Origin of the sequence: Sphingobacterium spiritivorum, from assembly GCF_016724845.1 — a bacterium.
GTDB classification, from domain to species: Bacteria; Bacteroidota; Bacteroidia; order Sphingobacteriales; family Sphingobacteriaceae; genus Sphingobacterium; species Sphingobacterium spiritivorum_A.
This window is the reverse complement of sequence record NZ_CP068082.1, coordinates 180,288-204,979: the sequence shown is the minus strand read 5'-3', so window position 1 is coordinate 204,979 and position 24,692 is coordinate 180,288. Positions and strand designations below refer to the sequence as shown.

Genomic DNA, 24,692 nt, shown 5'->3' with positions numbered 1-24,692 from the left:
AAATGAATCAGAACAGACATGTTTACAATACAGGAATTATAGGTAACTGTGCTTTTATTGCACATATTAATAAGGATACAAATATAGACTGGTTATGTTGGCCGTCTTTTGAAAATTCATTTGTTTTCGGAAGATTACTGGACAGGGAAAAAGGAGGGGAGTTTTCGATTACACCCGCCACAGGATCTTTTGAAAGTGTACAGACTTATATAGAGAATACTAATATTTTACAGACTATCATCACGACAGATGAAGGTACTTATCAGGTCACGGATTTTGCTCCCCGCTATGAACAATATAACAGATATTATAAACCTTTGATGCTGATTCGGAAGGTGGAGGTGATATCCGGTCGTCCACGGGTTCGCATAAACTGTCAGCCTGTATATGATTATGGTAAAGGAATGTTTGAGCGTCACAGAGGCAGCAATCATGTTGAATTTACCAACGATCAGGAAAAAATAAGGCTGACTACGAATGTACCGATCAGTCATTTTTTTTCGGATCTGCCATTGCCACTCAATGAAACAAAATATCTGGTGCTCACATATGGCAGTTCTCTGGAAGCACCGTTGATAAAGACTTCTGAAGATTTCTTTCACAATACGAAACGCTACTGGCGCAATTGGATTAAGAAGGCTTCTATTCCTCATTTCTACCAGAAAGAAGTAATACGCTCTGCTTTGGCACTGAAAATACACCAGTATGAAGACACAGGTGCTATTATTGCGTCAAGCACAACCAGTCTGCCTGAACATCCCGGGAGCGGACGCAATTGGGACTACAGATATTGCTGGCTGCGGGATAGTTATTATGTGCTGAATGCGCTGGAATATATAGGACATTTTGAAGAAATGGAAAAATATGCTTCCTATATCACAGGCATCACACAGTCTGATCAGGGGCGACTGCAGCCGCTGTATGGTATTTTAGGTCAGCATACCCTGACGGAACATACGCTTGACTATTTATCCGGATATCAGGGTAATCAACCTGTACGTATCGGAAACCAGGCCTATGAACATATCCAGAATGATGTATACGGCCAGGCAATTATTGCCCTCCTTCCATTATTTACCGATCATCGGTTTACATACAAGGAACGGGCAGGAGTAGGGTATTGGCTGGATTATTTTCTGCAACGTATCGAAAAGACCATTGATGAAAAAGATGCCGGTATCTGGGAGTTTCGCAATTTTGAGAATCATCACTGCTACAGTAACCTTTTTCAATGGGCCGGCAGTGCTGCGGCATTGAAGATTGCCAGACAGATCGGTGATCAGGATATTATGGCTCGTGCACAAAAGATGATGGCAAAAGCTGCAGAATATATTGAAAGCTGTTATGATGAGGAGCGCATGGTATATACCAGTGCGAGAGGTAGTTCAAATCTGGACGCCAGTACATTGCAGCTTATTATGATGCACTATCTGCATCCGAATAGCGAACGCGCCAAAAAACATTTGGAAGGACTGGAAAAGGAACTGAAAACGGAAGAGGGATTATTCTACCGCTATCTGCATAAGGATGACTTCGGTAAGCCCAAATCTACATTTCTGATCTGTGCCTTCTGGTATGTGGAAGCACTGGCCTGTGTGGGACGTATTGAGGAAGCTCAGGAAATTTTTGAGAATCTGATGAAGTATGGTAATCATTTGATGCTCTTCAGTGAGGATATTGATGAAGAGGACGGGAGCCAGTGGGGCAACTTTCCGCAGGCTTACAGCCATGTGGGATTAATGAATGCTGCATATCGTATAGCGATCAAACTGGACGAACCTTTGTTCCTTAAATAGTATTTCTGGATATTTTGTCATTTGAGACTGTCAACATGTCTTATAGCAGGAGAAAAACTGCTTTTGGAATATTCCTTGATGTTCCTTTCCTGTAAATTGATAAAATAAAAATAAGTATATATGAATACAGAAAAAGGAAGCATTTCAATACACACGGAAAATATTTTCCCTGTCATTAAGAAGTTTTTATATTCAGATAATGAGATCTTTTTGCGTGAATTGGTATCCAATGCCGTAGACGCATCCCAAAAGATTAAAAGATTGGCTTCCCTTGGACAGTATCAGGGTGAGATCGGTGATCTGACGGTCGATGTCAAATTTGATGAGACTGCAAAGACTATCACGATCTCCGATAAAGGTATCGGGATGACTGCCGAGGAAGTAAAGAAATACATTAACCAGATTGCTTTTTCAGGAGCAACTGAATTTATGGAAAAATTCAAAGAAGCTAATGATGCTAACGAAATCATTGGACGCTTTGGATTAGGATTTTATTCTGCATTTATGGTGGCAGATACTGTAGAAATACAGACGCTGTCGTATCAGGATGGTGCTGAGCCGGCTAAATGGGTATGCGACGGAAGTACTTCGTATGAGATCTCTGAGGGTACACGTACAGAAAGAGGAACAGATATTATCCTGCATGTTAATGATGAATCTGCAGAGTTTTTGAACAAGGCTCGTCTGCAGGAGATATTGGATAAATATTGCCGTTTCTTACCGGTTCCTATCCGTTTCGGTACCAAGACTTCTTCTGAAGCTGACGGAGAGGACGAAGAAGGTAAACCTAAATACAAATCTGTAGAGGTTGACAATATCATCAATAATACACACCCGGCATGGACAAAAGCACCTTCGGAATTAAAAGATGAAGATTATCTGGCTTTTTACCGTGAATTGTATCCGTATTCTATGGATGAACCCTTATTCTGGATTCATCTGAACGTAGATTATCCGTTCAATCTGACGGGTATCTTGTATTTCCCGAAAATCAAAAATGAACTGGAGATTCAGCGTAACAAAATCAAATTGTATTCACGTCAGGTATTTATCACAGATGAGGTAAAAGATATTGTGCCTGAATTTTTGATGTTGTTGCACGGAGTAATAGACTCTCCGGATATTCCGTTGAACGTATCGCGCTCTTTCCTGCAGGCTGATGGTAATGTTAAGAAAATCAATAATTACATTACGAAAAAGGTTGCGGATAAGCTGCAGGAAATATTCAAATCAGACCGTAAAGGTTTTGAAGAAAAGTGGAATGATATCGGTCTGTTTATCAAATATGGTATGTTGAGTGATGAGAAATTTGCGGAAAAAGCTGCCGATTTCTGCCTGTTGAAAAATACAGACAACGATCACTTTACCATTAAGGAATATTACGAAAAAGTAAAAGATATACAAGTGGATAAAGATGGTAACATCGTCTATCTGTATACGCATGATAAGGCTCAGCAGGACAGTTTTATCGCTGCTGCAAAACAAAAAGGCTATGATGTGCTTGTGATGGATGGTCCGCTGGATACGCACTTCGTTTCTTATCTGGAGCAAAAAGGTGGTGAAAAAATACAATTGAAACGTGTAGATGCAGATGTAATTGACAAACTGATCCAGAAAGATGAAAAGCAGGAGTTGACACTGTCTGAAGAAGAAGCTAAACAGGCTACAGGTGTATTTGAAAAAGCGATCAGCCGTCAGGATATGAAAGTGGAAGTAGAAGCCATGTCTGCTGAGGAAGCTCCTGTATCTGTCACACTGGATGAATTTATGCGCCGTATGAAAGATATGGCAAAGACTGGTGGAGGTATGGGCTTCTATGGTACACTGCCGGATAACTATAAGGTAACGGTAAATGGTAATCATCCTCTGATCAAACGTATCCTTACATCTCCTGAAGCAGAAGCTGAACAATTGGCTAAACAGGCCTTCGATCTGGCATTATTGTCAAGAGGATTGCTGACAGGAGCGGATCTGACTGCCTTTGTCAAAAGAAGCGTAGAATTGATATAATGTTTATTTAAAAATAATTGCTTAATCCTCATTATGATAGAAAATAATGAGGATTTTTTTTGTCAAAACATTTGGAGAGTATCGCTATTTATTCTACTTTTGTGACATCAAATCAGACGGTGGTTTTAGCTCAGTTGGTTAGAGCGCCTGATTGTGGTTCAGGAGGTCGTGGGTTCGAGCCCCATATTCCACCCGAAAGGCAGAGAATTTATCTCTGCCTTTTTTGTTGTATGCGGTTTTTACTTTTCCGGGCTGTTTCGGATCATGCCGAAAAGTTGGGGTTGGTCATTAAGCATATAATTTCATTACACGATATAGAAAGAATTGCGTATCTCTCACACCCCGAAAGACACTTTTGAATACTTTGAGCTTAGTTTAGCATTGAAGGACTCCCTTGTCATCAGCTGTTTGAGCGGGTTACTATTAGATATTGTTTCAGGATCGTAAGGAATACCGGTTTTTAGTGGACCGGGTAATCTTCTTACTTTATTTATCCAGCACCTAACGGTGTGTTTAGGAAGAATAACTGCAGACAAGATAACTGTTAGTCTGATGTATCCATTGAAACCAAACGTAATGCCAAGGCAGATTTGTCAAGAAATGACAAGTCAGGCAAAAGATCTGATTATAGCACAAAGTGAGCAATATAATGCTCTAAAAGAGATTGAGAACGAGGCTGTTTTCAAAACCTCAGAAAACAAGCCCGATCCGTTTGGTGGAGTGCTGATGTGGATTGCAATTGCTGTTGCTGTAATATTTTTAGGGTGGGGGATAAAGAAATTTGTTTAAAAAAAATAGCGAGGTGAAAACCTCGCTATTTGCAGACTTTGTACAACTAGATCACTATCTGAACAGAGTTTTGCTGATAAAGTCTCTTGCAAGAGCTTCCCGATCAGCTTCATTCAGGTTTATCTCTATAGTAGCCCAAACAAAGTCTTCATTAGGCTTTGAATACATAAAAATCTGAGTTCTAAAATTTTCAGGATTGAAATAAAATCCTCCATGAAGGTTTGCTTGTTTAATATAGCCTTTAATAAAATCTTCATAGACGTAGCCACCTAGCAAACCTTTTAAATAAGTTTCTGTAATATCTTCAATACTGCGTGTTTGCACTCCATCACCTTTGGAATACATTAATGATATATAACCGTCTTTACCTTTGTATTGGATTCGATAATATGTTTCATTTTGCCCCAGTTCATCTTTTGGGTAAGGATTATTTGTGCCAAAATGTTCTTTGAATATTCTATTATGAATGATGTTTAATTCTTCTACAGTTGTGATTCGGTTAGCTTCACTAAGATAAGCATTAGTAACATGGCTCCGATAGCTGCTGAGCTCCTATTGACTGAAAACCCATAAGGGTTAGCATTAATAATATGATCTGTATTTTCACTTAATACTAATTATCTAAACTTTGTTTTGCTGATAAAGTCTCTTGCAAGAGCTTCCCGATCTGCCGCATTCAGGTTTATCTCTATAGTGGTCCATACAAAGTCTTCTCTGGGTTTTGAATACATGAAAATTTCTGTATCAAAACTTTCCATATTAAAGAAAAAACCTCCATGCACATTTTCCTGCTTAACATAACCCTTTACAAAATCTTCATAGACATATCCGCCTAGCAAGGTCATTAAATAATTTTCGGTAATATCTTCGATACTGTGCTTAGGTGTGCCATTACCTTTTGAGTATCTAAATGATATTAGCCCTTCTTTGCCTTTATATTGAATTCGATAACAATCAGCATTTTCGCTTAATTCTTCTATAGGATCAGGATTATTTATTCCAAAGAACTCTCTAAATACTCTGTTCCGGATGATGTTAAATTCATCTACAGTTGTGATTCGATTAGCTTCACTAAGATAAGGATTAGTCACATGCTCCGATAGCTGCTGAGCCCCTATTGACTGAAAACCCAAAAAGGTTAGCATTAATAATATAATTTGTATTTTCACTTAATACTAATTATCTGAACTCAGTTTTGCTGATAAAGTCTCTTGCAAGAGCCTCCCGATCCGCCGCATTTAGGTTTATATCTATTGATGCCCATACAAAGTCTTCTCTGGGCTTGGAATATATGAAAATCTCTGTGCCGAAATTTTCAGGATTGAAGTAAAATCCTCCATGAAGATTCTGTTGCTTGACATAACCTTTGATAAAATCTTCATAAACATAGCCACTTAGCAGCCCTTTTAAATAAGATTCTGTAATATCTTCTATACTGCGTGTTTGCTCCCCATCTCCTTTTGAGTACATTAAAGATATATAACCTTCTTTGTTTTTGTATTGGATTCGATAATATGTTTCATTTTCACCTAACTCTTCCTTGGGATAAGGATTATTTGTGCCAAAATGTTCTCTAAATACTCTATTCTGGATGATGTTTAATTCATCTACATTTGTGATTCGATTGGATTGACTTATGTAGGGATTACTGACATGCTCTGATAGCTGTTGAGCTCCGATTGACTGAAAACCCATAAGGGTTAGCACTATTAATATAATTTGTATTTTCATCGTATTTGGTTTTTAATTAACATCCACTTTTTTTAACTTTTTTTCCGTCCCGCTTAATTGATTGATTTTTAACCTGTTCTCCGATTTTCTGTTTGTTCAGATGAATCATTTGATCAAAGAGTCTGAGTAGGGCAAACTCTCCGGCTTCCTGAAGCTGTTCAGGAGTGGGTGATTCTATTTTATTATTTTTCAGATATTCTTTTGCCATAATCTCATAACTTCTTTTCTCAATACTAGCCCTTTGTGGCGTAAAAACCTGTTTCATTTGTGCATAGTGGTAGACATCTTTTATAGTGATGGTATATACATTATCACCACTAACTACAATAGAGCTAAAATTTTCGATATAATGACGCATTTGTGATTCACTAATGTTTGCCTGAGTCATCATATCGTTCAGGTTGTGTATAGGACCAAGCACATCTGCTGGACTTGGAGCAGATCCTGAGGGGTGGTTATGTATATAGCCTGTGTGATACCCTCTATTTTGATCCCATGCCGGAGAGATCTTTACATTGTTCTCTGATCCGGAATTGGTAGTTCCTAATGTTACCGTATTTATACTCCCCGGATCACTAAACATAATCGCTGTCCCGTATTCCAAAGACTTATTTTTAATCTCCTGTATTTTCTTTTGCACTAGTTCATTTGAGGTCACTTTATTTGCTGTGTTGATCCCATCGCAATCTGTTCGTTTGACGGCAATTAGCTTCTTTTTTGGATCGAGTTCCGGCCCCGGGCCACTTCCTCCACCCACAGGGGCCGTCCCAGTTCCTATACCGGCTCCATTATTTCCTCCACCACAGTTTCCACTTTTGGGTTTAGTGTTGGGTGGAGCTACAAATACTTCTCCTATATAATTCATTCCTGTAAAGGTAAAATCATTTGTCAATCCACTACCAACCTCGTTCTCATCATCTATTGCATCAAGAGGTTCTCCGACATTGGAGCTCTGACATTGCTCCCGGCTATTCATACTGTATTCAACTTCCTGTTCCATTTCGGGTTGTTGTGCACTTTGACCTGTTATACGACTATAAAGGCTGCTTACTGTCAACAATATGATAACCCAGAATATTCGCTGAAGGTTTTTTCTTTTTTTCATGATTTCCTCCCGCTTAATATTGTATTGAATTTATCACCTTACCTTCTTTTGCCTGAACAAGCTTAAAAGGACTTCCATTAAGGTTATATACCATAATGTGCCCGGTGAATTCCTCTCCTGCAAGCAGATCCTTGTATTCCTTATAATCATTGTTTACTAAAGGAATTTGTTTAGCAATTGATAGACTGTCTATAAAAGCACTGCTGGGTCTGTAATCTCTGATCCGTAGGTATACTTTGTCTTTAGTCTTGTCTGTGTAGAAGTTAATAATTCGGTAACCCTTTTTGGCAATACCTTCTCCGATATCAGAGTTTACCTGGATGCCTTGTACGGGAACCAGGTAGGAATAGTCATCTGTTGTGGTATTAACTTCCTTAATAGCATAATCCCATAATAGCAGATCGTTAAAATTCCGGACTGTATTATCCGGGGAAAGGGAAGCGAGTTTTTGTAAGCCTCTGCCTTTTTCAAAAAGACCACGCTGTTTTGAAAAGCTTTTAAGAGTTTGTAAATTGAATCCCCTTTGACTTATGGGCACCTCATTTAGTCCCGACTCCATCGTTTTGGAACATCCATATAAGATGAATGTTGCGAAAATTACTGCAATAATTCTCATAATTTAAGATAGTTTTTGTGTAAGTGAAATAGATAAAGATTGTTTATACATCCTACAACCTGAGGTTGTATTTTTAAAATTACATTTCACCTTCTAATCTTAATTACGGGAAACCGTACATTAGAAAGAATTAAAAACTAATTGTTTTTCCTTTCATAGAGCTAGAGTCAACAATCAGCTCTCTTTTATACGTCTGGAATGATTCGTAATCTCTATGGCCGATCACGACATTACTTCAGGATCAGTAATTCTGCAATTAGTAAATTGAGAACTCTTGTATGTTTCCATTAATACAGTGTGTCAAGTTCAACTTTATCCTTTGATAGATTTATACCGGTTCGAAAAGGAGGTTTTATAGCGTTTTTGCTTATTGGACTATACTTTTTTTCAAAAGCAATATACCTGAGCTACCGGAATCTTTGGAATAATGGGTCATTTCAAAATAATCTGCAACTCCTTCTGGAATAATTAGTGGCAACAGGCCTTTGAATGAATCGCGCATCTAAATAAAATATCTGTTTAATTTTTATCTACTCCACAACTTTTGCGCTTGATCAGTATGATTCAACTTCTATAGGAATGTGCTGCTTTTGGTTGTAAAACAGAAAAACCGCTTTCAAATTTATTTGAAGCGGTTTTAGCTGTACCTAGGGCGGGAATCGAACCCGCACTCCCTTAACGGGAACAGGATTTTAAGTCCTGCGTGTCTACCAGTTCCACCACCTAGGCAGGTGATATTGTGGAGCGAAAGACGAGATTCGAACTCGCGACCCCAACCTTGGCAAGGTTGTGCTCTACCAACTGAGCTACTTTCGCTTGTTACGTTCCGAGCAGTAGCTCTTTCCGTTTTGGTGATGCAAATATAGAGAGAAAAACGGAATTGCAAAATTTATTTATCAAAAATATATTGCTTTTAATACTAATGTGCTCAATCTGTGTGAGATAATTTTTATGTATAAAAGTGCATTGGGGCTTGACAGACTCTGTTTTCCTGAATATCGCATAGAATGGACAGGCCTCGATAGTCTGTAAGATGTCAAGACTGATACATTCCCGTTTATTAAAAGCAACAAAGTTGCTTTTAATAAACGGGAATGTTATTTTTGTATGTTATTTAACGGATGCAGACATGGAGGTAATACAAAAAAATAAAAATGCTGATGGGGAGAACTTTGCTACAGCACATCAATTTAAAAATAACAGTGTAGATGTATGCGAAGTTTGCGGATCAGTAAAACATACAGTCTTTCAAAATTTTCTTTCCATTGTACCGTTGGAAATGATCAAATCCTGTCAGCGGAATACTCCATTTCACAGTACAAGAAAAGGTTTTTACAGCATGATCTTAATTACAAAAGGGAGAGCTAAAGAAACTATCGGATATCAGACCTATACTTTTGAAGCAGGGACCTTATATTTTATCCCCGAAAATACCTTACATAAAATACAGCACTGGTCTGCGGATATTGAAGGATATCATTGTAGTTTTGATTCGGAATACTTTTTATTGTGCCTGAAAAACCAGATTAAACTGATGGAATATCCCTTTTTTATTCCCGATAATGATCCTTTTGTCTGTCTTGAAGAGAAAGAAATGGCGCAACTTATACCTCTGTTTGATAAGCTGAAACAGGAGTACACAAACCGGCAAAATTATAACGATGATCTGCTTACGAGGCTTTATCTCAATGCGCTCTTGCTGGAGGTCGGACGTATGTATATTCAACTATCTGCTGAAACAATCACGCATTCTAGGCAGGAGCAGCTGGTAAGTAAATTCAAACGGCTTGTGCATGCTCATTTCCTGACTTGCAGACAGGTGTCCGATTATGCAGATCTGCTTTTTGTACACCCGCATTATCTCAATGATATGGTGAGAGCGATCACCGGGCAATCCGCAAGTAATTTTATCTATCAGCATTTGCTGGCCGAAGCCAAATCACATCTGGTACAATCCGATGATACTATCGCACAGATCGCTACCCGTCTCCGGTTTTCAGATCAGTCTTATTTCGGTCGTTTTTTCAGAAAGCATACCGGAATGACACCTGCACAGTTTCGGCAGCAGTATACACAGGCAATCTAAAATCTGTGCTTTGTACCATTTCTTCAGTGCTGTGTCTCTTTTAACAATTGACTGATATCCTGAATTTTGTATTGTTGAATAAAGAACATTTTTTAAAATAAGGAGATCTGTTATGGAGATACAAGTACATGAACTTTTCTTTTTGGTATTTGCAGCATTAGGCTATGTTATTCTGCAATCATTATTTATACTGGGTGTACGCATAGCTGCAAAAGGAGGGACGGAAGTTCTTCCTGACGGAAGGGATAAAGACAGTGAAATGATCTTATATCCTTTGTTTAAATACCTGAGCCGTGTACGACATGTAAAGGTATATTACAGCGGAGAACAATGGGATATATTATTTGAGAAACTGCAGCAAAAGCTCAAAAACGATACACTGGTAAATTCAGGAAATGGTCTGATCTATGACAACAGTTCCCCGGAACCAGGGGAGCGGATCAGACAGGTGCTGAAAGAGATCGATGAAAAGATCAGCATGGAGACCGATGATAAGGGAGTCACTCGCTGCTACAAAACCGATGAAGAATATGTAGTGAATAAATACTTTCGTAAACCCGTTATTCAATGTCAGATCTGTATGGCATCCTATTGGAGTGTATTCGGATACTGGATACCCATGTTTTACTTTTTCGGATTTCAGATCTGGATAGTATATTTCGGGATTCTGAATATATGTGCTGTATCCTGTGTCAATTGGTTATTGTGGATGCGTGGCAGCGCACACGAAGCCTTGATTATGAAAGGGAAATAGAATAATTGGCAAACGGGTAGTGAATCCAATAGATCACTACCCGTTGTTATATTTAAGATAGATTTGTTTTACCTTATCCTGTTCTTCACCTCCTTTGCGGATCATTTGCTCTCTGTAGCCGGGTAAGTATATCTTCTTTTCTTCTCTTTCGTTTTTCAGGATATTAAGATATGCGATCTTACCGAATACCGTGTTGCGCAGACCCAGAAGTCTGCAGGAGTAATTTCCGAGTAAGAAGTTATTGTAGTAAAGATGTATTTCTTTCATCATCATACGTCCTGTACGGGAGGGAGGAAAGAAAGCTTTTACGGGTTCTTCCTTCAGTGCCATGGCAAGTGCTTTTGAATCTTCATCTCCGTCTGCCTGTGTCATAGTCCAATAATAAAGTGCTTCTATAGCTTGTTCTTCAGTATCCGGCAAAAGATTTGTCGGAATACCTATAAGGTAACCAACATACTTCCAGAAGTGAAATAATCCCTTCACTTCATGTGCTGTCGGAGCATATCCCATTCGGCGTAAGCCAACGATAAAGACCAGCGAAAATCCCAAATTGGTAGCTAATAAATCCCATGTGTTGACAGGCTGTCCCCACTTGTCTGCATTCCAATCGGTAGAACGCAGAATATTGACTCTGGAGAAAGAGTGAATAATACGGGTCAGGATAACATTTTGAAAACCTTCCCCGTCAGCATCAAAAGCACCTGCTCTGGTAATATTGACCCAGAAAGTCACCGTATCTGTCAATCGCTTTACAGCCCCTTTTTTGAGTGCACCTGTATAAATAAGCGGTTTGTTAATAGCTGAAGATTCATAACCACCCATAAGGCAATAATCCCGGAGGACAATAAGCGCACTGATCCCGGGACGCCTGCTGAGTTCGGTCCCAACGTTGAGTAAATCTTCATTGACCCAATCCGGGCGTCGTTTAAAGGAATCAAAAAATGATTTCAAAACGGGAGCATATGTGCCGGAATAATGCTGTCCTTCTTTCAAAAAACGAAGCACCTCTTCATTCCCATTTTTAAAGCCTTCATGCTTATGGAGCTGTTTGACAAGGTAATCACAGCTTTCATCCGTTTGGAAGAGTAGGGGGATATATTGATCAGCCTTTTCCAGCGCCGGAGTGTATCCCAATTTATGTAACAGCGCAATTCCGGCCCCCTTTGTCCAATAATGTTGAAAGGAAGATGTATTTACACGATATCGCTGCGGGGTTTTCTGCATGATCAATTATCTAATGTCCAGTTAACATAATTTGCGTCAGCAGATAACAGACCGGCATTGTATACAAAATTCCAGTCTACATAATCCATAGCACATGCTTCCGTATCGCTGCAACAAAAATGGCGATTGATCAGAAACTGCATCCGGAATGATCCCTTACGGCTATTCTCATCCCATCGGAAGTTCTGTATACGGATCTGATCCAGTTGTGGTGCGCCATCACGATCGGCTAACTGATCCACTATTCCTGACTTTAGTGCTTCCCAATTCTCTGAAGATATATGAGTGATCAATTGCTGCGGATCCTCCTGTATGCTTCGCAGTTCGTTATTGCTGATCGTAATCTTTATCTCTAAATTTTGTCCGCTCATATGCTAATGCTTCTTCTTTTTCCTGCCATCCCTGCAGCAGATGATCCAATTGATGTTCCTGCTCTTTTTTAGAGTTTATCTGCAGTGACAATAATGCTCTGATCACAATATACGTAATATAATCTGCCGGCTGATCTGTCAGTGCTGTATCAAAAGTCAGGTTACAGTTCTGTTTATCCGTATTATACCAGTTGCTGCGTAACTTACGTATCACAATTTCGCCGGCTAATAAATCAAGTTGTTCTTCCCAATGCCCGACTAATTGTATAATCAATTGAAGTAAAAGGGTCTTCTTTAAGCTGTTGATTGACCGGTCATTCCATTGCCTGTCATTGGTGTTGAGATAAATGCGAAATCCTTTGATATAAGGTTGTGTACAATTTTCCTGATGATGTACAAAATGAGGGATACCAAATATTTCTATAGGCTCAATAGTGTCTGTAGCATTGGATTTCAGATCTTTCAAAAGTACCGCTCGATGTGTCCTGATATAGCTTTTTACGAATGCTTCATCGGCGTAGGCTGGTACCTGCAGGCGTACAAATGTACCATCCTGCTCCAGTACCTTAAAGGTATCACGGACAGAAGGCACCCACTCATACCAGATTCCATCGATTTCGATTTTCATATGCAACTAAAATAAAGTATATCGGTGAATATTAAGTGATCCGGCATACAAAAAATATAAAATCGTTACCTTTTATTGTATTAAACTTTTATTAAGTTTGTCTCTCAGCGATTTGCAAACGATGTTTGACGGATAGTTGATATAACAATTAAAACAAATTACAGTTGTATGAAAAAGTATGTAGCTATGGCAGTTTTGCTCATGGGAACGGGGAGTACATTTGCACAATCCGCAAAAGCGATCAATCCTGATTTTATGGATAAAAGCGTCCGTCCTCAGGATGATTTTTACAGTTATGTAAATGGTAACTGGATGAAAACCGTAAAAATTCCTGCTGATAAAGCAAGATGGGGTTCATTCGAAGAATTGCGTGAAAACACAGATGAAGCAACCTTAAAAATTCTTAAAGAATCGCTGACTCAAAAATTTGAAAAAGGCTCAGACGGACAAAAAATTGCTGATCTCTACCGTTCGTATGTAGACTTCGATACACGTAATGCAAAAGGGATTGAGCCGATCAAACCTTATCTGGCTAAGATCGATGCCATTAAAAACTTCAATGATCTGTACAAATATCTGTTAGAGGTTGCGCCTGAAGGAGGCAATCCGTTTTTTGGAGCAAGCGTCTATGCACATATGAAAAACAGCAGTATGAATGCGATCTATCTGGGAGCAGCAAATCTGGGGCTTGGACGTTCTTATTATCAGAAAGTAGATGAAAAGAATAAACAAACACTAGCCGATTATTCCGAATATATTTCCGCTTTAAACACTGCTGTCGGACAACGTACAAAAGATCTTAAAGGACCTAAAGTAGTTGCTTTTGAGAAAGAGATTGCTTCCCGTTTAAAAACTATCGAAGAATCCCGTGATGCGCAAAAACGCTATAACCCTGTTGCGGTAAAAGATCTGAATAAAATGGTGAAGAATATTGATATCGCCAAATACATCTCAGAGTTAGGATTCAAAGCTGATACGGTTATCATATCCGAATTGAAATACTATCAGGAACTGGATCAGATCCTGAAACCTGAAAATCTTGCTCAGATCAAAGAAGTCCTTCGTTTTCATGTTATGAATAATGCGGCCGGTTTATTGACAGCAGATCTGGATCAGTTATCTTTCAATTTCTGGGGTAAGAAATTAAACGGGCAGCAGGAACAGCGTGCTTTAGACAAAAGAGGATTAGCATTTGTGAATGCCAGGGTAGGGGATCTGTTAGGAAAAGTATATGTTAAAGATAATTTTCCTCCTCAGGCCAAAACTGCTGCTGAAGAAATGGTACAGTACCTGCTGAAATCTTTTGAAGTACACATCAAAAATCTGACATGGATGTCTCCTGCTACAAAAGAAAAAGCGTTAGAGAAACTTTCTAAATTTAATGTGAAGATCGGATATCCAAACAAATGGAAGGACTATTCAAAATTATCTATTGGGACCTCGCTGTTTGAAAATGCATCGCATGTCAACAAATGGGCTTTTGAAGAGAATCGTGCAAAACAAGGTAAGCCTGTGGATAAATCGGAGTGGAGCATGACTCCTCAGACGGTCAATGCATACTACAGTCCTTTGTTTAACGAGATTGTATTCCCTGCTGCGATCCTTCAGCCACCATTCTATGATTACAGAGCTGACGCAGCCATTAACTTTGGCGGAATAGGTGCTGTTATAGGTCATGAATTGTCTCACGGATTTGATGATTCAGGCGCACAATATGATGGTAACGGTAATCTCAATAACTGGTGGACTGCGGAAGACAAAGAAAAGTTTGATGCCTCTGCTGATGCATTGGTCAAGCAATTTGAAGCATTCGAACCTGTTCCTGGTGTATTTGTTAATGGTCGTTTTACATTAGGGGAGAATATCGGAGATCTTGGGGGGGCATCTGTAGCATTTGATGCACTGAAAATGTACCTGAAAGATAAAGGTAATCCGGGATTGATAGATGGCTTTACACAGGAGCAACGTTTCTTCCTGTCGTGGGCAACGATCTGGAGAACAAAAACTACAGATCAGTATGTCGTGAATCAGGTGAAAACGGATCCGCATTCGCCTGCTCAGTATCGTGCATTTGCGCCTATTGTCAATATGGATGGTTTCCATGAAGCTTTCCAGACGAAAGAAGGAGACAAAATGTATGTGCCTCAGCAAAATAGAATCGTGATCTGGTAATCACAGATTCATATCAATATTAGAATTGAGCAGGAGGGTTTCTGAATGTGTACGCACTTTTCAGAAACCCTTTCTTATTTTACCTGCATAATTTTTCCATCCACATAATACCATGTGTTATTAAATTTCTTAAAAGTTGATTTTTCATGGTGTATCTGAATGGCGGATTGCGGATCCATGTAATGGGCTTTAAACTCTACCGTTTGCGGAGTCACATGAATAATCTCGAGGTGCATCCACTTGTTTTCATGAGCCCATTGTCTGATATCGTTTTTTTGTTGAAAACGTCGCGTAGTAGGATGGAAACTATTGTAGATAAAATCAATCAATCCTAAGTAGAATGCTGCATATCTTGCCCGCATCAATTTTTCTGCAGAAGTAGCTTCCTGAAGGTTTTTATGTATATTCTGACAACAATCCAGGTAATCTTCGCCACTACCACAGGGACATTTTTGAACCATATAAGTTTTTTTAATAAGCTAATATAAATACATTCTTTCAGACGGTTGCAGATTTGTATCTGGCTAAGATATAAATGACTGTTTCAGGGCATGCTAAATAAGTTGAAATATTCTTCCGTTTTTATTTTTATACCGTAATGTCATGTGATTATCACAACGTCTTTTTGTATAAACTATAATGTGTACTTTTACGTTATAGATAAAATTGCTAAATAGAATTAACCCCGTTATGACTTCAATAAAAAATGAACTGGTAGGGAGTTGGAAGCTCCTTTCATATATAGAATTGCCCATCGATGGATCCGATTCATTATTTCCTGTCGGGAAAAATCCGGAAGGAATATTGATGTATAGTCCGGATGGCTTTATGTCCGTACAGATTATGGCTCAGAATCGTCCGCCCCTTGTTTCCGGCGACCGTTTTGCAGCGACACAGGAAGAGTCACTTGCTGTTATCAATACGTTTATTGCTTTTAGCGGAGCCTATCAGATTCTGGAAAACAGAGTGGTTTCTTATCAGATCAAAACTTCTTTATTTCCGAATTGGGCAGGACAGACACAGGAACGCATCTTTGATTTTGAAGGAGATGTATTGTATCTGAAATCCACTGAACCCATTCTTTCGAACGGTGTGATGGTCAATTCGTATATGACCTGGCAGAAGCACAAGAAAGCGCAATATAAAGAAGCGCAGTTAGAAAGACAAACAGATTATTAGGTTACGGATGTCTGAAATAGAAAAAGGGTTCAAAATTGAAATTTTGAACCCTTTTTCTATGTAATACTCTAGTCTTAATTAAACCAGGCCAATACTTCATCCTTCGCAGGCATACTGATTTCCAGTTTCATCTTTTTACGCATTCCTCCAAGGTCGTTGAATACCTTATTCGGATTTGCTTCTTTCAATGCCGGAATAGTTGTAAAACCCATTTTCTGCAATACAGGTACCCATTCAGCCGGTATGCCTAATGCTGTGTAATCTTCTGTAGAAGCTACTTTCGTTACTTTTTCAGGGCGCATTTGAGGGAAGAATAACACATCTTGTATAGATGCCTGATTGGTCATCAGCATCGCCAGACGGTCAATACCTATACCGATACCTGCTGTAGGAGGCATTCCATATTCTAGTGAACGTACAAAATCATAATCGATAAACATCGCTTCATCATCACCACGTTCCATTAATTTAAGCTGATCTTCAAAACGCTCCAGCTGATCAATCGGATCATTCAGCTCAGAGTAAGCATTTGCTACTTCCTTGCCGTTTACCATTAATTCAAAGCGCTCTACCAATCCGGCTTTCTCTCGGTGTTTTTTAGTCAGCGGAGACATCTCTTTCGGATAGTCTGTGATAAAAGTCGGCTGTATATAATTGCCCTCACATTTCTCTCCGAATATCTCATCGATCAGCTTACCTTTACCCATGGCTTCGGTAGTCGGGATATGCAGTTGCTTACATACCTCTCTAAGGCCCACTTCATCCATTTCACTCACATCAAATCCAGTATATTCTTTGATGGAATCGTAAATAGAAATTCGTTTATAAGGCGGAGCAAAATTGATTTGATTTTCTCCTACCTGTACAGAAGTAGTTCCGTTAGTGGCTAATGCTACTTTTTCAAGAAGTTTTTCAGTAGTTTCCATCATCCATACGTAGTCTTTGTAGGCTACATAAAACTCTAATACGGTAAATTCCGGATTGTGTGTACGGTCCATGCCTTCATTTCTGAAATTACGGCTGAACTCATATACCCAATCAAAACCACCAACAATAAGGCGTTTCAGATATAATTCGTTCGCAATACGCAAGTATAATGGAATATCTAAAGCATTGTGATGCGTAATAAATGGTCTTGCTGCAGCACCACCCGGAATAGATTGCAATACCGGAGTATCTACTTCCAATGCTCCCTGCTCATTCAGGAAATCACGAATGGCCGTTTTTACTTTTGATACTTTTACAAAAGTATCTCTTACCTGCGGATTGACTACCAGATCCACATAACGCTGGCGGTAGCGGAATTCGGGATCAGTCACAGCATCGAACGTCTTACCATCGGCAGATTTTACTACCGGAAGCGGTTTCAATGATTTGGCCAATACGACAAATTGCTCCACATGAATACAGATGGCATCGGTCTGTGTAGTAAATACATAGCCTTTGATACCTATGATATCACCGATATCCAATAGCTTTTTGAAAACCGTGTTATAGAGTGTCTTGTCTTCTCCGGGACAGATATCGTCACGTTTGAAATAGGCCTGAATACGACCGGTAGAATCCTGTAATTCGATAAAGGATGCATTCCCCATCACGCGTCTGGTCATCATACGACCGGCAATACTGACGGTCTTATAGTTCAGCTTGTCGCGGTCATAGTTTTCCAATATATCAGCTGCCGTCACATTGACATCGAATTCCTCGGCAGGATATGGGTCGATTCCCAAATCAATAAGCGCTTGAAGAGCTTGTCTACGTTGTTGTTCCTGTTCGGATAATACAGTACTCATTTATTTTCAATTATTAAGTTGCAAAAGTAGGAATTTTATAGGTAAAATGGATGCAGACATTTAAAATAGAAAAATGTAATCAGGCTGTAGCGAAAGCGGTTTGAAGACCGTTATATGCTAAAATATGTTTAAATCTTTAGTGCAGACTAAATGACGGTGGATTTCTAATGTATACAATAATTAGTAAATTGATGTTAAATTAGCAAAAACAATCTCCGCCATTTGTGAAACTACTTCGTAAATACACTGACCAAAAAGAGCCCATGAGCCTGCGTAAAGCTCTGGATGACTGTGGTATGGGGCGTGGAGAACGGGGTAAAGCATATGTGTACAAAAAGTATTATGGTTATTTGATGGCCATTGTTATTCGGTACATTAAGCATGAAATGGAATCTGAAGAGGTCGTAAATGAATGTTTTGTAAAGGCCTTTTCAAAATTAGATTCTTTTAATCTCGATGTGGAGGAGGAGCGGTTGGAAAAATCGTTTCGTTCCTGGATAGCACGGATCGCTGTCAATCAATCTATAGACTTTTTGAGAAGTAAGAAGCAAATGTTGATGCTGGATGATGTGTCCGAATATGAGCTTGTCCCTCATGCTGTACATAATCATTCCTCACTGGAGGTTCAGGATATATTAAAATTGTTGGATGAATTACCGGATATTCAACGTACCATATTCAATATGTACGAAGTAGAAGGTTTTTCACATGATGAGATTGCGTCGCTGCTGAATATTCCGGACAGCACCTCACGTACATATCTGACAAGAGCAAAGCAGAAGTTAAGAAAATTATATGTAGAGCAGTTCAATACTGCAGATCACAGAAGTTAAGAAATGGCAAAGGATAATAAAAAAGAGTTAATTGATGACATAGCGGATAAGCTACGAGATTACGAATTGCCGTACCGGGAAGGCGCCTGGGAGAAATTTGCTTCTTTGGATAAAGGAAGGAAATCGCGCGTGCTATGGCCTTACTGGAGCGCTGCCGCAGTGCTTTTGGCTTTAGGTATTTGCTATATTACATATAATACAGGCGATCTGCAGGGGGATAATACAGGTGTAAATACGATTGCCAAAAAAGAAAAAACAACACAGCCTGCAGTGTCGGGGGCAGGACAAGACGGCTCTTCAGCTCCTGTTGAATCTTCAGATTCGAATGTGAATCAAGTTCATCCAAATATCATAAATTCTTCTTCAAATGGGTTGGAAAATCGTCTTGCTTCACTTTCTGACCCTCAACAGCATGCAACAACATATATTGCTGCAGATCAGTCTGCACGTGTAAGTGTGCCTTTTAACGAGTTGCGTACAGCAATGTTGACAACAAGCCAGATAGGTGGACATTTATCTGAACTTCAATCTAAAAACGAAGTAGAAATGACCATCATTTGTGTAACAGCTGGTGCGACACAGCAAGTGAAAGAGGAATCCAAATTCAGTCTGAGTGTCCTGGGTACAGAGAACCAGCAACAGACATTAGCCCATCAGCAGATAAACAGACCTAAAGGTATGGGACGTAAATGGGAACTAGGTGCTTTTGTATCTCCGGCCAGTGCCAGTAGTGAGGTGAGTATGGGTGGAGGGCTTTCTGTTGCCTATAATCTGAGTAAAAAACTGAGCGTACGATCCGGAGTTTCTTTGCAGAATTACCAGATGGCTATGGCACTTAATCCGGGCAAACCGTCTTCAGCATCTCCGGCATATATGGATTCGCCTGTATCGAACAATGCTTATCTCATAGATATGTCAAGTGCACAGTCCAGATTGAATCCCAATTTTACTGCAGTATCTGGTTCAGTACTGACTCTGGATATACCTGTGGAAATGAAATATGCCATCACACGGAATCTGTATACCACGGCCGGAGTGTCTATGGTGTCCGTATTGCAACAGGAGCGTCTGAATCATTATGTAGAAAATATCAACGGAAATACTTTTGCCGGTAAAAATGCAAACGGAGTAGGAGCTGCCGAATCAAATAATATACAGGCAGTAAATAAAACGGTGAAATCTAACGAACAGAATGTCGAGACAAACGGATTTAACGGTTTTATCAATCTGTCTATAGGGCGTAAGTTGCCGATCAAAAAGACGTTTTCAATATCTGTTGAACCCTTTTACAGATTGCCACTGGGGCAGTTTAAAAATTCTGATGTTAATTACTCCAATGGAGGTATTAAGGTCATTACGAATTTTTAGGCTGCAAACAACTTTTACAGCTGGTCTATTCTGACCCAGCCCATACCTGCATTGATGGCGCCCTGTACTCCCGGATCTCCATCTTCCAGTACAATACATTTTTGAGGATCTACACCCAGATGTTCGGCAGCAAGTAGAAACGGTGCAGGATCAGGCTTTCCTTTGGGCGTATCCCCTGCACAAACTAATGTCTCAAACCGGCCTTCCACATCTATTACTTTAAGGGTGATCTGTAAGGTCGATCTTGATCCTCCGGATACGATTCCTATTCTCTTAATGCCTTCATTAGCCAGCAGGTGTGCAAGCACATAATCTACAGGCTGGGTATTCTGAATAAAACGCTCAATAAAAATAGCAGACTTTCGTTTCGAGAATACTTCAAAGTCAAATGTCGTCTGATAGCGCTTTGCAATTTCTTTAGCTACGGCTACGGTGGGCCATCCGGCAGTTTCATCGATAAGATCGGTATCCAGATCTACACCATATTCTGCAGCGGCAGCTTTGTAGGAAAGTTTGTGTGCCAGCATGTTATCTGCCAGCGTGCCGTCTACATCATAGAGTAAGGCTTCATATGGAGCAGTGATTTTCTGAAGTTTCTGAAGTTTGCGTTGAGATTCGGAGGTCATAGTTTGAGGACTGTACTGTAAAAATATTAGAAATTAAACAGCTGCGGAAGATATTTTGTGTTTCCGCAGCTGTTTTTATGATTTGAAGAAATAGTGATTCCCTATGCTCTTCGGGAAGATTTTCTTCTCTCTTTTTCTTTAATGATGAGGGAAAGTTCACGTCCGGTCTGTCCGCCTACAGAAGTGTTTTCCTGTGCACGACGGAACAGGTAAGGCATAACAGCTTTTACAGGGCCATACGGCATATATTTGGCTACATTGTATCCTGCAGCTGCAAGATTGAATGTCAGGTTGTCTGACATCCCCAATAGTTGAGCAAAAAAGATATGCGGATGTTGATGACTGATATTACGTTTGTTCATTTCTTCGGCCAGTAACAGACTGCTCGCCTCATTATGTGTACCGGCCATTAAGCCAATCTGCTCAATATTATCGAGACAGAATAAGATTGCTTCATTATAATCGATATCCGAAGCTTCTTTTGTGGGTTGTATCGGAGAAGGGTAGCCTTTTTGTGCTGCGCGTTCTCTTTCAATTTCCATATATGCTCCGCGGACTGTTTTTGCTCCCAGGTAGAAACCTTGAGTACGTGCATAGGCAAAGTCTGCTTTTAACGAAGCTAATTTGTCATGTCTGTACAGTTGGTAAGTGTTATATACAATAGGTTTTTCCTTATTGTACAATTCCATCATTTCTCTGGCGATATCGTCAATCACATCCTGTATCCAGGAGTGCTCCGCATCTACCAGTACTTTAATGTCTGCTTCATAACAGGCTTTACAGATACGATTGGTGCGCTCCCACATTTTCTGATACTCGACCTTTTCCATGTCGGACAGTTCCTTTTGCGCATTTACCTTTTCAAACAATTCAAATCTTCCCAATCCTGTAGGTTTGAATACTGAAAAAGGAATATAGGGATTATTTTTAGCTGCGGCTACGGTCCGGAGAATCTCCTCACAGGTGTAATCAAAAACCTCTTCGGTATCTTCACCTTCTACAGAGTAGTCCAATATAGTGCCTACACCGTTTTCCCCTAATTGACGTATTGCAGGGGCACAACCCTGTATAGTCTCTCCACCACAAAATTGCTTGTAAATGGTGTTTTTGATAATGCCTTGTATCGGAAGGCCAATATTCAGCGAAAAATTAGTAATCGGAGTTCCGATTTTGATCAGGGTATTGCTAGCCACCATTTTAAACAACCAGTAGGCGCGGTCCAGATCTTTATCACTCTTACTTTTAAATGCTATTTCCGTATTATCAAAGGATAATTTACCGGGTGCAGCTGTGTTTGACATATTGTAGTTTTAATATGGAGACAAAATTAAACATTTGTTACTTAAAAGACCTAAACATTCCTGTTGGAATGCTGTTTTTTTAAATTATTTTTGTCTTATGCAAACGTTCAAATTAGAGGGAGAGTATATCGCTATGATTCAATTGCTGAAAGCAATGAATTGGGTAGAACATGGTGCAATGGCACAATGGGTTGTAACAGAGGGGTATGTGAAATATAACGGTGAAGTAGATTTTCGTAAACGTCTCAAAGTGAGAGTCGGAGATATTGTTGAATTTGACGGACAGCAGGTAAAAGTGGTATAAAAAACGTATCTTAGCCTACAATAATTATAGACATGCACGTAATAAACAGCTTAGGGTATCAGGTCGTATTCGATGATACTTTAGCCTCCTTGAGAACTTTTCTAGCAGAGCGCGAATATTCAAAAATTCTGGTATTAGTAGACCGCAATACAAACGATCACTGTCTTCCTATTCTTCAAATGGTCCTTAATGATGTGAAGGATTACGATATCATTGAAGTAGATCCTGGTGAAGAAAATAAAAACATTGATTTCTGTATTGGAGTATGGAAGACCATGCTTGATTTTGGTGCAGACCGTAAAAGTCTGATGATTAATCTGGGAGGAGGTGTGGTCACGGATATGGGTGGCTTTGCAGCTTCGACGTTCAAAAGGGGATTAGAATTTATACAGATCCCAACTACGCTGCTGAGTCAGGTAGATGCATCGGTAGGAGGTAAGACGGGAATCGATCTGGATAATGTGAAAAATATTATCGGAACATTTACCCAACCTCAGGCGGTGTTTATTAATACTAATTTTCTCCATACACTGGATAACAGACAGCTAAACTCCGGTTTTGCGGAAGTGATCAAACACGGTCTGATATTCGACAGAGATTTGTACAATACTATCAAAGGGCTGACGGATGTACGAAGCATCAGTACTGACATTATTTTCCGTTCTGTAGAAATCAAAAATGAGGTTATTACTCAGGATCCGACTGAAAAGGGACTTCGTAAGATTCTTAATTTCGGACATACCATCGGTCACGCAATAGAAGGCTTTTCATTATTTAATGATGATCAACCCCTTTTGCATGGTGAGGCTATTGCTATAGGAATGATCTGTGAAGGATATCTTTCGCATAAACTGACTGGTCTCAGTAAGGAAGAACTGGATGATCTGATAGCGACGTTCAGAAATCATTATCCCGACTATCGGATTTCGATTGAAAACTACGACGAGTTTATTGCACTGATGAAAAACGATAAGAAAAATGCCGGATCCAAAATAGGATTTGCTTTATTGACGGGCATAGGATCTTGTACATATGATCATTATGTGGAAGAAGAACTGATTATAGAAAGTTTAGATTTTTATAGAGAATTAATTTCAGAGTAACATGAAAAGACTGTTTACACTATTCATTATTTCTGTTGTATTTGTACATATTGCATTTGCACAAGCAGGAGAAAAACGAGTTTTGATTTTTAGCAAGACTGCAGCCTTTCGTCACAAGAGCATTGAACACGGTGCAGAGGTGTTGAAAGACCTTCTGGCAAAGAATCATATGATTTCTGATCACAGTGAAGATGCAGGTGTGTTTTCTGATGATCAGTTGTCGAAATATGATGCGGTATTGTTTTTAAGTACCACAGGAGATATTTTCAACGACAGTCAAAAGGAAGCTTTTCAAAAATTTATACGCTCCGGAAAGGGATTTGTCGGTATTCATGCGGCCAGCGATACAGAATACCACTGGCCTTGGTACGGTCAGATGGTAGGTGGATATTTTGTGAGCCATCCGGCTGTACAGGAGGCATTGATCCATGTGCTCAATCGCAAGCATCCGTCAACAAAGCATTTGCCCAAAGAATGGAAACATAAGGATGAATGGTATGATTTCAGAGATATTCAGCCGGATAATAAGGTGCTGATGAAAGTGGATGAAACTTCCTATAAAGGTGGTAAAATGAACGGCAATCACCCGATAGCCTGGTACAAAGAATTTGAAGGTGGCCGTATATTTTATACCGGACTGGGACATACAGAAGAAGCCTATGATGAGCCCGACTTTCAGCAACATGTGCTGGGCGGATTGCGGTATGTGCTCAAGATAAAGTAATTTATTAGCTGTATTCTGGAGCAAGCGGTCCGCTTGTTCCCATATAAACATAATACTTTATACAATTAGATAAGTATTTTATTGGCTTTTATAATTTAAGCACAAGCACCGCTCCGCTAATGCTTGCGCTATAGGTGGAAAATAGGTTCCCGGTTCCTTTTCTGGCAAGAGTCCGCTTG

At 39.6% G+C, this 24,692-nt stretch carries 24 protein-coding genes and 3 tRNA genes; 13 read left to right on the top strand and 14 right to left on the bottom strand.

Annotated elements, in window-relative coordinates; translation table 11 throughout:
- Nucleotides 1-2: 2 nt before the first annotated feature.
- From I6J03_RS00985 to I6J03_RS00970, 4 genes are all read left to right on the top strand, one after another.
- Nucleotides 3-1,796, top strand: coding sequence for a glycoside hydrolase family 15 protein (locus I6J03_RS00985; RefSeq protein WP_003007447.1), 1,794 nt, complete (start codon nucleotides 3-5; stop codon nucleotides 1,794-1,796).
- Between the two features lie 120 nt (nucleotides 1,797-1,916).
- Nucleotides 1,917-3,806: a molecular chaperone HtpG gene (gene htpG / locus I6J03_RS00980; RefSeq protein WP_003007445.1), complete on the top strand. Its 1,890-nt coding sequence runs from the start codon at nucleotides 1,917-1,919 to the stop codon at nucleotides 3,804-3,806.
- 118 nt (nucleotides 3,807-3,924) lie between these two features.
- Nucleotides 3,925-4,000 (top strand) — tRNA-His (locus I6J03_RS00975).
- A 358-nt stretch (nucleotides 4,001-4,358) separates the two neighbouring features.
- The gene (locus I6J03_RS00970) at nucleotides 4,359-4,595 is read left to right on the top strand and encodes a hypothetical protein (protein ID WP_003007443.1); all 237 of its coding nucleotides are present in this window, start codon (nucleotides 4,359-4,361) and stop codon (nucleotides 4,593-4,595) included.
- A 54-nt stretch (nucleotides 4,596-4,649) separates the two neighbouring features.
- Here the strand turns inward: I6J03_RS00970 and I6J03_RS22680 are convergent, their stop codons facing one another.
- The 7 genes from I6J03_RS22680 to I6J03_RS00935 form a co-directional block, all read right to left on the bottom strand.
- On the bottom strand, nucleotides 4,650-4,940 hold the full coding sequence (locus tag I6J03_RS22680; RefSeq protein WP_003007441.1) for a hypothetical protein: 291 nt from the start codon (nucleotides 4,938-4,940) through the stop codon (nucleotides 4,650-4,652).
- 272 nt (nucleotides 4,941-5,212) lie between these two features.
- Nucleotides 5,213-5,764, bottom strand: a complete 552-nt coding sequence (locus I6J03_RS00960) for a hypothetical protein (RefSeq protein ID WP_157600441.1) — start codon at nucleotides 5,762-5,764, stop codon at nucleotides 5,213-5,215.
- Between the two features lie 10 nt (nucleotides 5,765-5,774).
- Nucleotides 5,775-6,326, bottom strand: a complete 552-nt coding sequence (locus tag I6J03_RS00955; protein ID WP_003007436.1) for a hypothetical protein — start codon at nucleotides 6,324-6,326, stop codon at nucleotides 5,775-5,777.
- A 16-nt stretch (nucleotides 6,327-6,342) separates the two neighbouring features.
- The gene (locus I6J03_RS00950) at nucleotides 6,343-7,431 is read right to left on the bottom strand and encodes a hypothetical protein (RefSeq protein ID WP_003007435.1); all 1,089 of its coding nucleotides are present in this window, start codon (nucleotides 7,429-7,431) and stop codon (nucleotides 6,343-6,345) included.
- Between the two features lie 13 nt (nucleotides 7,432-7,444).
- A complete protein-coding gene (locus tag I6J03_RS00945) occupies nucleotides 7,445-8,047 on the bottom strand; it encodes a hypothetical protein (RefSeq protein ID WP_003007433.1) in 603 nt (200 codons plus the stop codon).
- A gap of 644 nt (nucleotides 8,048-8,691) precedes the next feature.
- A tRNA-Leu gene (locus I6J03_RS00940) sits at nucleotides 8,692-8,776 on the bottom strand.
- An 11-nt stretch (nucleotides 8,777-8,787) separates the two neighbouring features.
- Nucleotides 8,788-8,863: transfer RNA gene (locus I6J03_RS00935), tRNA-Gly, on the bottom strand.
- Nucleotides 8,864-9,176: 313 nt separating this feature from the next.
- On the opposite strand from I6J03_RS00935, the gene I6J03_RS00930 reads away from it, so the two are divergent.
- Both I6J03_RS00930 and I6J03_RS00925 read left to right on the top strand, forming a co-directional pair.
- The gene (locus tag I6J03_RS00930) at nucleotides 9,177-10,133 is read left to right on the top strand and encodes a helix-turn-helix domain-containing protein (protein ID WP_236586213.1); all 957 of its coding nucleotides are present in this window, start codon (nucleotides 9,177-9,179) and stop codon (nucleotides 10,131-10,133) included.
- Nucleotides 10,134-10,245: 112 nt separating this feature from the next.
- Entirely contained in the window at nucleotides 10,246-10,887 is a 642-nt protein-coding gene (locus I6J03_RS00925; RefSeq protein ID WP_003007425.1) for a hypothetical protein, read from the top strand.
- Between the two features lie 36 nt (nucleotides 10,888-10,923).
- Here the strand turns inward: I6J03_RS00925 and I6J03_RS00920 are convergent, their stop codons facing one another.
- From I6J03_RS00920 to I6J03_RS00910, 3 genes are read right to left on the bottom strand one after another with little or no spacing between them, the layout of a single operon-like run.
- Nucleotides 10,924-12,111, bottom strand: coding sequence for an oxygenase MpaB family protein (locus I6J03_RS00920; RefSeq protein ID WP_003007423.1), 1,188 nt, complete (start codon nucleotides 12,109-12,111; stop codon nucleotides 10,924-10,926).
- Nucleotides 12,112-12,113: 2 nt separating this feature from the next.
- Nucleotides 12,114-12,482, bottom strand: coding sequence for a hypothetical protein (locus tag I6J03_RS00915; protein WP_003007421.1), 369 nt, complete (start codon nucleotides 12,480-12,482; stop codon nucleotides 12,114-12,116).
- Entirely contained in the window at nucleotides 12,439-13,110 is a 672-nt protein-coding gene (locus tag I6J03_RS00910) for a YgjP-like metallopeptidase domain-containing protein (RefSeq protein ID WP_003007419.1), read from the bottom strand. Before I6J03_RS00910 ends, I6J03_RS00915 begins: the two co-directional genes overlap by 44 nt.
- A 168-nt stretch (nucleotides 13,111-13,278) precedes the next feature.
- On the opposite strand from I6J03_RS00910, the gene I6J03_RS00905 reads away from it, so the two are divergent.
- Nucleotides 13,279-15,282 carry a M13 family metallopeptidase gene (locus tag I6J03_RS00905; RefSeq protein WP_201694077.1) on the top strand — a complete coding sequence of 668 codons (2,004 nt, stop codon included), beginning with the start codon at nucleotides 13,279-13,281 and terminating at the stop codon, nucleotides 15,280-15,282.
- Nucleotides 15,283-15,356: 74 nt separating this feature from the next.
- On the opposite strand, the gene I6J03_RS00900 is transcribed toward I6J03_RS00905, so the two are convergent.
- Nucleotides 15,357-15,743 carry a YchJ family protein gene (locus I6J03_RS00900; RefSeq protein WP_003007414.1) on the bottom strand — a complete coding sequence of 129 codons (387 nt, stop codon included), beginning with the start codon at nucleotides 15,741-15,743 and terminating at the stop codon, nucleotides 15,357-15,359.
- Between the two features lie 229 nt (nucleotides 15,744-15,972).
- Between I6J03_RS00900 and I6J03_RS00895 the strand changes: the two genes are divergently transcribed.
- Nucleotides 15,973-16,461, top strand: coding sequence for a lipocalin-like domain-containing protein (locus I6J03_RS00895; RefSeq protein ID WP_003007412.1), 489 nt, complete (start codon nucleotides 15,973-15,975; stop codon nucleotides 16,459-16,461).
- Between the two features lie 74 nt (nucleotides 16,462-16,535).
- Here the strand turns inward: I6J03_RS00895 and lysS are convergent, their stop codons facing one another.
- On the bottom strand, nucleotides 16,536-18,254 hold the full coding sequence (gene lysS, locus I6J03_RS00890; protein ID WP_003007410.1) for a lysine--tRNA ligase: 1,719 nt from the start codon (nucleotides 18,252-18,254) through the stop codon (nucleotides 16,536-16,538).
- Nucleotides 18,255-18,478: 224 nt separating this feature from the next.
- On the opposite strand from lysS, the gene I6J03_RS00885 reads away from it, so the two are divergent.
- Entirely contained in the window at nucleotides 18,479-19,087 is a 609-nt protein-coding gene (locus I6J03_RS00885) for an RNA polymerase sigma factor (RefSeq protein ID WP_002994119.1), read from the top strand.
- 3 nt (nucleotides 19,088-19,090) lie between these two features.
- Nucleotides 19,091-20,455 carry a hypothetical protein gene (locus tag I6J03_RS00880; protein ID WP_003007408.1) on the top strand — a complete coding sequence of 455 codons (1,365 nt, stop codon included), beginning with the start codon at nucleotides 19,091-19,093 and terminating at the stop codon, nucleotides 20,453-20,455.
- Between the two features lie 14 nt (nucleotides 20,456-20,469).
- On the opposite strand, the gene I6J03_RS00875 is transcribed toward I6J03_RS00880, so the two are convergent.
- A complete protein-coding gene (locus I6J03_RS00875; protein ID WP_003007406.1) occupies nucleotides 20,470-21,081 on the bottom strand; it encodes an HAD family hydrolase in 612 nt (203 codons plus the stop codon).
- Between the two features lie 101 nt (nucleotides 21,082-21,182).
- Entirely contained in the window at nucleotides 21,183-22,382 is a 1,200-nt protein-coding gene (locus tag I6J03_RS00870; RefSeq protein ID WP_003007402.1) for a proline dehydrogenase family protein, read from the bottom strand.
- Between the two features lie 97 nt (nucleotides 22,383-22,479).
- Here I6J03_RS00870 and I6J03_RS00865 point away from each other — a divergent pair, with 97 nt between their 5' ends.
- From I6J03_RS00865 to I6J03_RS00855, 3 genes are read left to right on the top strand one after another with little or no spacing between them, the layout of a single operon-like run.
- Nucleotides 22,480-22,686: an RNA-binding S4 domain-containing protein gene (locus tag I6J03_RS00865; protein ID WP_002994127.1), complete on the top strand. Its 207-nt coding sequence runs from the start codon at nucleotides 22,480-22,482 to the stop codon at nucleotides 22,684-22,686.
- A gap of 32 nt (nucleotides 22,687-22,718) precedes the next feature.
- A complete protein-coding gene (aroB, locus tag I6J03_RS00860) occupies nucleotides 22,719-23,789 on the top strand; it encodes a 3-dehydroquinate synthase (RefSeq protein WP_003007398.1) in 1,071 nt (356 codons plus the stop codon).
- Between the two features lies 1 nt (nucleotide 23,790).
- A complete protein-coding gene (locus I6J03_RS00855; protein ID WP_003007396.1) occupies nucleotides 23,791-24,513 on the top strand; it encodes a ThuA domain-containing protein in 723 nt (240 codons plus the stop codon).
- The last annotated feature ends 179 nt before the right edge of the window (nucleotides 24,514-24,692 follow it).

Bases quoted from the DNA above. Each gene is read 5' to 3' on its own strand.
- I6J03_RS00985 (WP_003007447.1), top strand. From the start codon at position 3: ATGAATCAGAACAGACATGTTTACAATACAGGAATTATAGGTAACTGT.
- I6J03_RS00955 (WP_003007436.1), bottom strand. From the start codon at position 6,326: ATGAAAATACAAATTATATTAATAGTGCTAACCCTTATGGGTTTTCAG.
- I6J03_RS00900 (WP_003007414.1), bottom strand. From the start codon at position 15,743: ATGGTTCAAAAATGTCCCTGTGGTAGTGGCGAAGATTACCTGGATTGT.
- I6J03_RS00970 (WP_003007443.1), top strand. From the start codon at position 4,359: ATGTATCCATTGAAACCAAACGTAATGCCAAGGCAGATTTGTCAAGAA.
- I6J03_RS00950 (WP_003007435.1), bottom strand. From the start codon at position 7,431: ATGAAAAAAAGAAAAAACCTTCAGCGAATATTCTGGGTTATCATATTG.
- I6J03_RS00915 (WP_003007421.1), bottom strand. From the start codon at position 12,482: ATGAGCGGACAAAATTTAGAGATAAAGATTACGATCAGCAATAACGAA.
- I6J03_RS00895 (WP_003007412.1), top strand. From the start codon at position 15,973: ATGACTTCAATAAAAAATGAACTGGTAGGGAGTTGGAAGCTCCTTTCA.
- I6J03_RS00910 (WP_003007419.1), bottom strand. From the start codon at position 13,110: ATGAAAATCGAAATCGATGGAATCTGGTATGAGTGGGTGCCTTCTGTC.
- I6J03_RS00880 (WP_003007408.1), top strand. From the start codon at position 19,091: ATGGCAAAGGATAATAAAAAAGAGTTAATTGATGACATAGCGGATAAG.
- I6J03_RS00925 (WP_003007425.1), top strand. From the start codon at position 10,246: ATGGAGATACAAGTACATGAACTTTTCTTTTTGGTATTTGCAGCATTA.
- I6J03_RS00875 (WP_003007406.1), bottom strand. From the start codon at position 21,081: ATGACCTCCGAATCTCAACGCAAACTTCAGAAACTTCAGAAAATCACT.
- I6J03_RS00855 (WP_003007396.1), top strand. From the start codon at position 23,791: ATGAAAAGACTGTTTACACTATTCATTATTTCTGTTGTATTTGTACAT.
- I6J03_RS22680 (WP_003007441.1), bottom strand. From the start codon at position 4,940: ATGTATTCCAAAGGTGATGGAGTGCAAACACGCAGTATTGAAGATATT.
- I6J03_RS00870 (WP_003007402.1), bottom strand. From the start codon at position 22,382: ATGTCAAACACAGCTGCACCCGGTAAATTATCCTTTGATAATACGGAA.
- I6J03_RS00905 (WP_201694077.1), top strand. From the start codon at position 13,279: ATGAAAAAGTATGTAGCTATGGCAGTTTTGCTCATGGGAACGGGGAGT.
- I6J03_RS00920 (WP_003007423.1), bottom strand. From the start codon at position 12,111: ATGCAGAAAACCCCGCAGCGATATCGTGTAAATACATCTTCCTTTCAA.
- htpG (WP_003007445.1), top strand. From the start codon at position 1,917: ATGAATACAGAAAAAGGAAGCATTTCAATACACACGGAAAATATTTTC.
- I6J03_RS00865 (WP_002994127.1), top strand. From the start codon at position 22,480: ATGCAAACGTTCAAATTAGAGGGAGAGTATATCGCTATGATTCAATTG.
- aroB (WP_003007398.1), top strand. From the start codon at position 22,719: ATGCACGTAATAAACAGCTTAGGGTATCAGGTCGTATTCGATGATACT.
- I6J03_RS00945 (WP_003007433.1), bottom strand. From the start codon at position 8,047: ATGAGAATTATTGCAGTAATTTTCGCAACATTCATCTTATATGGATGT.
- I6J03_RS00930 (WP_236586213.1), top strand. From the start codon at position 9,177: ATGGAGGTAATACAAAAAAATAAAAATGCTGATGGGGAGAACTTTGCT.
- lysS (WP_003007410.1), bottom strand. From the start codon at position 18,254: ATGAGTACTGTATTATCCGAACAGGAACAACAACGTAGACAAGCTCTT.